Genomic DNA, 7,319 nt, shown 5'->3' with positions numbered 1-7,319 from the left:
TACGATGAGACAGAAACCCTCCCTTATGCAATCCGACTAGTTTGTTCCATAGGCGCTGACGTCAGACAACCTAATCCGTCTCGATTTTGTGCCTCGCCCAAGCAGCGTAACGCTGCGCTTTGTCCCCGGCGAGATGGAAAGCGATACGGCGCGCGCGGCATGGATGTTCGAAGCGGGGTGCCGTCGTCAGGCGGAGCGGCTGCTCGCCAACATCGTAGACGAAAACGCCCAGTAATCGCTCGAAACCCAGAGTAGCTTTTTTTCACTGGGGGGAATAAGGAGTTGGGAGAAGGGGCGAACCAAGCGCTGGGCGCTCTCTTTGTTTGTTCCCTCAGGCAGGTGGCCGCGTCCGCTCTCTCGGATGCTTCGTATAATCTCGGCCCCGCCGTCTGGCTTGCCGAAACGGATGATGCGTTTTGGGGCCTTGTGCCGTTTGGCGAACCTCGTTGGCAGGTTCGCTCGCAACTGTTTCCTTAAAACTTCTCCACCCAGGGGCGGAGGTCGGCATCGAAGGCCCAACTGCTGCGGTTCTGCTTGTGTAGTTGCCAATAGGTCTCGGCGATGTCGTCGGGCTCCAGCAAGGCGTCAGGCTGGCGCTCAGCCGCCAGATGGGCGTAACGCTCCGAATTGATCTGGCCATCGATAATGACATGGGCGATATGAATGCCCTGCGGTCCCAGTTCGCGCGCCATGGCCTGGGCGAGGGCGAGCAAGCCGAACTTGCCGACCGACAGATTGAAGAACTGCGCGCTGCCGCGCTTGCTGGCCGTGGCGCCGGTAAAGAGGATCGAGCCTGAGCCGCGCGGGGTCATGCGTGTAGCGGCGGCACGTCCGACCAGGAATCCGCCATAACAGTTGGCCTCCCAGCAGCGTTTAAAATCCGCCGCCTTGGCGTCGAGGATGCTGGCTTTCATGAAGGCGCCGGCATTGTAGATGGCGACATCCGGCACGCCCCACTCGCCGCTGACATCGTCGAACAGCTTTTCCACTGCCGCCTCGTCAGTGGTATCGACGGAAAAGCCGCGCGCTTCTCCGCCGCCCTCGGCGTTGACGTCTGCCACGATCTTTTCGGTCTTCGCCGCATCGCGCGCGGCGGCGGCGACATTCATGCCCTCGCGGGCAAAGCGTCGGCACAGCGCCGCGCCCAAGCCCGGTCCCACGCCGACGATCACTGCCGTTCCGTTTGCGCTCATGTTCATGCTCTCCGTTATATTTATTCTGCCGCGCTGGCTTGGCTTTGCGGGTTGCGCCAATAATCCATCAACTCAGCGCCGCGCGCCGTGGCGGCGTCGACATTGGCCTGTTTGACATGGCCGAAGCCGCGCATCTTGAGGGGCAGGCGGGCGATTTCCACCGCCAGCGCGTGATTGTCGCGGGTGAGATTGCTGAGCAATTCGCGCACGGTTGCCTCATAGGCGTCGATCTGGCTGCGCTCATCGCGGCGCTCAGTCGAATAGCCGAAAATGTCGAGCGCCGTGCCGCGTAGGAATTTTAATTTTGCCAGGACGCGGTAGGCGCTCATGATCCACGGGCCGTACAGACGCTTCTTAAGCTTGCCGCTGTCGGCGTCGCGCGCCGCGAGGAGCGGCGGGGCAAGGCTGTAATGCAGCGAATAATCGCCTTCGAAGGTCTCCTGGATCTGCTTGCGGAAGCGGCCATCGGTATAGAGCCGCGCCACTTCATATTCGTCTTTATAGGCCAGCAGTTTGTGGTAGGCGCGGGCGACGCCATCGCTCAACGCCTCCTGGCCCGGTGTGCGCTGTGTTTCGACCATCCGCACATGGGCCACGAACTCGCGGTAGCGCAGCGCATAGCCGGCGTTCTGATAGGCGGTGAGATCATTGGCCCGGCGCGTGACCAGCGCGTCGAGAGTATCTGCCTGTTGTGGCGTGCTGCCCTGTGCCGGCGCGATGCCGGCTTCGGCTACGACTGCGGCCAGATCCACTGCCGCGGCGCGGCCCCAGCGGAACGCGCGGTGATTGCTGTCGACCGAAATGCCGTTCAACGCGATCGCCTGCTCGATGGCTTCGTGCCCGAGCGGGATCAGGCCCTTCTGATAGGCAAAGCCGAGCAGGAATAGGTTGGCGGCGATGGCGTCGCCGATCAGGGCGGTGCCGAGCCGCGTGGCGTCGACGAAATCGGCGGCGCTGGCGCTCTCGGCGATAACGCGCTGCAAATCGGCGCCGGGGAATTGTAGGTCGGGGTCGCGGGTGAAATCGCCGGTCGGCGCTTCGTTGCTGTTGACGATCGCGTGGCCGCTTTCCGGGATCAAGCAGGCACGCGCTTCGGCGCCCGCCGCCACCACCATGTCGCAGCCGAGCATCAGGTTGGCGCCACCGTTGCCGATGCGCACGGCATGCAGGTCGTCGGGCTCTTTGGCGATGCGCACATGGCTGATGACGGCGCCGTATTTTTGCGCCAATCCGGCTTTGTCGAGCACCGTGCCGCCCTTGCCTTCGAGGCGCGCCGCCATGCCCAGGAGGGCGCCGAGGGTGACGATGCCGGTGCCGCCAACGCCGGTGATGATGATGCCGTAAGGCGTCTCGCAGGATGGAATCTTGGGCTCCGGCAGGGCGGCGAAGAGCGTGTCGCCGGCGCCTATGGCTTTGCGTTTGCGCAAGCTGCCGCCTTTGACCATGACGAAGCTCGGGCAGAAGCCGTTGACGCAGCTATAATCCTTGTTGCACGAGGATTGATCGATCTTGCGCTTGCGCCCGAACTCAGTCTCGATCGGTGTTACTGAAAGGCAGTTCGACGCGGCGCCGCAATCGCCGCAGCCCTCGCACACATCCGGGTTGATGATGACGCGCAATTCCGGGTCTTCCATCAGACCGCGCTTACGTCGCCGGCGTTTCTCGGTAGCGCACATTTGGTCATAGACGATTGCCGAGACGCCTTCCCACTGGCGGATGTCGCGCTGCACCCGGTCGAGCTCGTCGCGGTGATGCACTGTGACACCGTCGGCGAAATCCGTGTTGAGCGGGTATTTGAGCGGATCGTCTGTCACCACGACGATCTTGCCGACACCTTCAGCGCGCATTTGCTGCGTCACCCGCGGTACCGATAACGGCCCGTCAATCGGCTGGCCGCCGGTCATCGCCACGGCGTCATTATAGAGAACCTTGAAGGTGATATTGACGCCGGCGGAGACCGCGGCGCGGACGGCGAGCGAGCCGGAATGAAAATAGGTGCCGTCGCCAATATTTTGAAACACATGGCCGGCTTTGCTGAACGGCGCCTGGCCGACCCAGTTGGCGCCTTCGCCGCCCATATGGGTGAAGGTCGCGGTGTCGCGCTCCATCCACTGCGCCATATAATGGCAGCCGATACCGGCCAGCGCGCGGCTGCCTTCCGGCACCTTGGTCGATGAATTATGCGGGCAGCCCGAGCAGAAATAGGGAATGCGGACGATCTTGGCCTGCTCGGCCTGAGCCAGGGCCTCGGCTTGCTGGGTAAGATAATTGGCGCGCGCCCGCACCGCTTCGAAGCCCTCAAGATCGCCAAACCGGCGCGACATCGCGTCGACCACCAGCCCGGCATCCAGTTCATTGGCCGAGCGCAGCAACCAGCTGCCGTCGGCATCGCGTTTGCCGTGCACCCGCGGGCGTGAAGCCGCGTCGACATTATAGAGAATTTTCTTGAGCTGATCCTCGATCAACCCACGTTTCTCCTCGACCACGAGAATTTCATCGAGCCCGCGCGCGAATTCACTAATGCCTTCAGGTTCGAGCGGCCAGGTCATCGCAGGCTTGTAGATAGAGAGTCCGAGGCGCTTGGCAGAATCGAGATCGAGACCGAGATCGTCGAGCGCCTGGCGCACATCGAGATAGGCCTTGCCGGCGGTAACGATGCCAACGCGCCGCGCCGGGCCATCGGTGATCACACGGTCAAGCTTATTGGCGCGCACGAAGGCACGCGCCGCGTCGAGCTTATGCTCATGCAGGCGCGCTTCTTGTTCCAGTGCCGTGTCGGGCCAACGGATATTAAGGCCGCCCTCGGGCAGCACATGCTGCTCGGGAAACACCGGATTGATACGTGCCGGATCGACCGAAACGATGGCCGAAGAATCGATCGTCTCGGCGATACAGATAAACCCGACCCACAAGCCCGTATAGCGCGACAGCGCCCAGCCATAAAGTCCGAGGTCGATGATCTCCTGCACGCTCGATGGGTTGAGCACCGGCATCATGGCGGCGGAGAAATTATATTCGCTTTGATGCGCCGTCGTCGAAGAAGCGCATATATGGTCGTCGCCGGCGAAGGCGAGGATGCCGCCATGCGGCGCGGTGCCGGCATTATTGGCATGCTTGAAAACGTCTATGGTGCGATCGACGCCGGGGCCCTTGCCGTACCAAATGCCGAATACGCCGTCTTTATCGCCATCACCAAGCAAGTTGATCTGCTGCGTGCCCCATAGCGCGGTCGCCGCCAAATCCTCATTAACGCCGGGCTGGAAATGGATGTTCTGGCGCTCCAGAAATTGCTTCGCTTGCCACAATGCCTTGTCAAAATTACCCAGCGGTGAGCCGCGATAGCCAGAAATGTAGCAGGCTGTATTGAGCCCGGCATTGGCGTCACGGCGATATTGCATCATCGGCAGGCGCACCAGCGCCTGGGTGCCGGTTAAAAATACCTGACCGCTTTCGGCGGAATATTTGTCGTCGAGAGAAACCTCGGCGAGTTTCATAGGCGCCCCGCGAATATTAATATGGCGATCTTGCACTAAATCCTTCGAACCCCGCGCCGCCCGTCGCCATCCGGTGCGCCGCCACGCCCACTATACTATCCCAGGACAGCGGCGCTAATCATTGCGAAGCCGTTGTGAAAATTCATAATATTTAGCCTATTACGATGTAATGTTATGAAAATTTGGCATATTATGCCAAATATGTCCTTGGATAAGATTGATCGGCGCATCCTCGCGGAGCTGCAAAGCGACGCGCGCCTCACCAATGTCGCGCTCGCCGAGCGTGTCGGCTTATCGCCCTCGCCCTGTTTGCGCCGTGTCAAACGGCTCGAAGCCGATGGCGTGATCCGGCGCTACAGCGCGGTGATCGATGCCAAACAGGTCGGGCTCGGCATTGCCTGCTTCATCAGCGTCACCTTGGAGCGCAATGTTGAGCAAGTGCTGGAAGTGTTCGAAGCGGCGATCTCCGAGCGCCCGGAAATTCTCGAATGCTGGCCGGCCACCGGCGAAGCCGATTTTTTGCTGAAAGTCGTCACCGCCGATCTCGGCGCCTATGAGCGGTTGATGCGTGACCACATCTTACGCGTGCCGGGTATCTGGAGCACTCAGACCAGCTTCCTGCTGACCCCGGTCAAAAACGAGACCGCCCTGCCGCTAGACATCGCCTAATCTCCGACGTTGTCACTCGGCGTTAGGCGTTCAATAAAGCGCCTCGAGCGCCGCGCGGTAAATTTCCAGAATCTTGTGGCGCCGCACTTTCAATGTCGGCGTCATCAATTCGTTGTCGACCGTAAACGGCGCCGCCGCCAGCATGTGGCGTTTGACGCGCTCGGTCGGCGAGAGGTCGCTGTTGGCACGGTCCACCACGACGCCGAGAGCTTTCATGAAATCGCCATCACTGGCGAGCGCGGCAAAATCACTTTCGGCGCCGCGTTCGCGCTGCCAATCGCGCACAAAATCCTCGTCCGGCACGATCAGCGCGACGATATGGGCATGCTTGTCGCCGTAAACCATGGCTTGGCCGATTTCCGGCTGCAGCGTCAGCGTGCCTTCAACCCGCTGCGGCGATAAATTGTCGCCGCCTGACAGCACGATGATGTCCTTTTTGCGGTCGGTAATCTGGATATAGCCATCGTCGTCGAGATGGCCGATATCGCCGGTATGCAGCCAGCCGTCGCGCAACACGGCGTTGGTGCTGGTTTCATCGTTCCAATAGCCGTTCATGATCATCTCGCCGCGCGCCAGAATTTCACCGTCTTCGGCGATCTTAACTTCGACCCGCTCGAGCACCGGGCCAACCGTATGCAGCTTCACTTTGTAGGGCGGGTTGCAGCTGATCACCGGTGCCGCTTCGGTCTGGCCATAGCCCTGCAACAATCGAACGCCGAGCGCGGTGAAGAAAATGCCGACCTCCGGATTGAGCGGTGCGCCGCCCGATATCATCGCCTTCAGGCGCCCGCCGAAGCGCGCGCGCACTTTGTCGCGCACCAGACGTTCGAGCACCCGGTTAAGCGCGCCCTGTACGGCGCCGAGGCTGCCCGGTTTTTCATAATCCTTGCGCCCCAAGGCCACCGCCTTGGCAAACAGCGATCGCTTGAATGCGCTCTGGCGCTTGAGGCCGAGCACAATTCGCCGGTGCATAACCTCATAGAGACGCGGCACGCTCACCATAATCGTGGGCCGCGCCTCGATCAGGTTTGCGCTCAGCGTTTCGATGCTTTCGGCGTAATAGATTTGCGCCTTGATCGAGATCGGAAAATAAAGCCCGGCGGTATGTTCATAGGCGTGGCTGAGCGGCAGGAAGGAGAGAAAAATTTCGTCGCCAAGGCCCAACAGGCGCAGCAATTCGCATGCCGAGTGACAATTGATCAGGATCGCGCCGTGGCTCAGCATCACTCCTTTGGGATTGCCCCCGGTGCCCGAAGTATAGATCAGGCAAGCGACATTCGCGCGCGTCAGCTCTTGCAGACCGGGCTCAAGATCATGCTCCGAGGCCGCACCCATTGCCATGACGGCAGCCCAGTCGTAGAGCGCCGTATCGAAGGCGCCGGATTCGGTCGCCTCCATGCTGACGATGAACTCGGTCGCGTCAGTCTCAGCGGCGGCAGGCAGCAAACGCGCGGCGAGTGCACGCGTCGAAACGATGACGCCCTTGGCGCCACAATCGGCGAGCACATGGCGGTGGTCGCGGGTCGTATTGGTGGTATAGGCCGGCACGCTGATGGCGCCGAGAGCCATAATGGCAAGGTCAGCGATCACCCATTCTGGCCGGTTTTCCGCCACAATCACGACCCGGTCGCCGGCGTTGACGCCGAGCGCCGCCAAGCCCTTGGCCATCTCGCGCACGTGTCGGGCGGTGTCGTGCCAGGACAGCTGCGTGTAACTGCCGGCCTCCTTTTTCCACATGAATGCACCGTCGCCGCCTTGCTCGGCGATTTCGAAAAACATGCTGGGTAGGCTTTTCCACGTGTCGTAGGTCACCCCGGAACTCCCCGTTTCGCTTCCTGTTTTGCCGCATGATAAAGCGAGAAGGGTGCACGCACCAAGCGGCACGATAAATTCGACCAGACGGGCTTTGCCGCGCAGCCCTCCAGGCCGCTATGATCCGGATTCATCCATGGCGCAGGAACGC

Annotated in this window: 4 protein-coding genes; 1 reads left to right on the top strand and 3 read right to left on the bottom strand. The window is 61.2% G+C overall.

All coding sequences use genetic code 11. The annotated features are described in order from the left end of the window. Positions 1 to 473: 473 nt before the first annotated feature. Together O3A94_08695 and O3A94_08690 are read right to left on the bottom strand one after the other, a co-directional pair. The gene (locus O3A94_08695) at positions 474 to 1,193 is read right to left on the bottom strand and encodes an SDR family NAD(P)-dependent oxidoreductase (protein ID MDA1356334.1); all 720 of its coding nucleotides are present in this window, start codon (positions 1,191 to 1,193) and stop codon (positions 474 to 476) included. 20 nt (positions 1,194 to 1,213) lie between these two features. Then, the gene (locus O3A94_08690) at positions 1,214 to 4,687 is read right to left on the bottom strand and encodes an indolepyruvate ferredoxin oxidoreductase family protein (protein MDA1356333.1); all 3,474 of its coding nucleotides are present in this window, start codon (positions 4,685 to 4,687) and stop codon (positions 1,214 to 1,216) included. 192 nt (positions 4,688 to 4,879) lie between these two features. Here O3A94_08690 and O3A94_08685 point away from each other — a divergent pair, with 192 nt between their 5' ends. Beyond that, positions 4,880 to 5,356: an Lrp/AsnC family transcriptional regulator gene (locus O3A94_08685; GenBank protein MDA1356332.1), complete on the top strand. Its 477-nt coding sequence runs from the start codon at positions 4,880 to 4,882 to the stop codon at positions 5,354 to 5,356. A gap of 30 nt (positions 5,357 to 5,386) precedes the next feature. Here the strand turns inward: O3A94_08685 and O3A94_08680 are convergent, their stop codons facing one another. Continuing rightward, positions 5,387 to 7,135, bottom strand: coding sequence for an AMP-dependent synthetase/ligase (locus tag O3A94_08680; protein MDA1356331.1), 1,749 nt, complete (start codon positions 7,133 to 7,135; stop codon positions 5,387 to 5,389). Positions 7,136 to 7,319 lie beyond the last annotated feature (184 nt).

This window comes from Pseudomonadota bacterium (assembly GCA_027624955.1).
Lineage (GTDB): Bacteria > Pseudomonadota > Alphaproteobacteria > UBA828 > UBA828 > PTKB01.
Note: the sequence above shows the minus strand (reverse complement) of the source record. Positions and strands in the feature narration are given on the sequence as shown.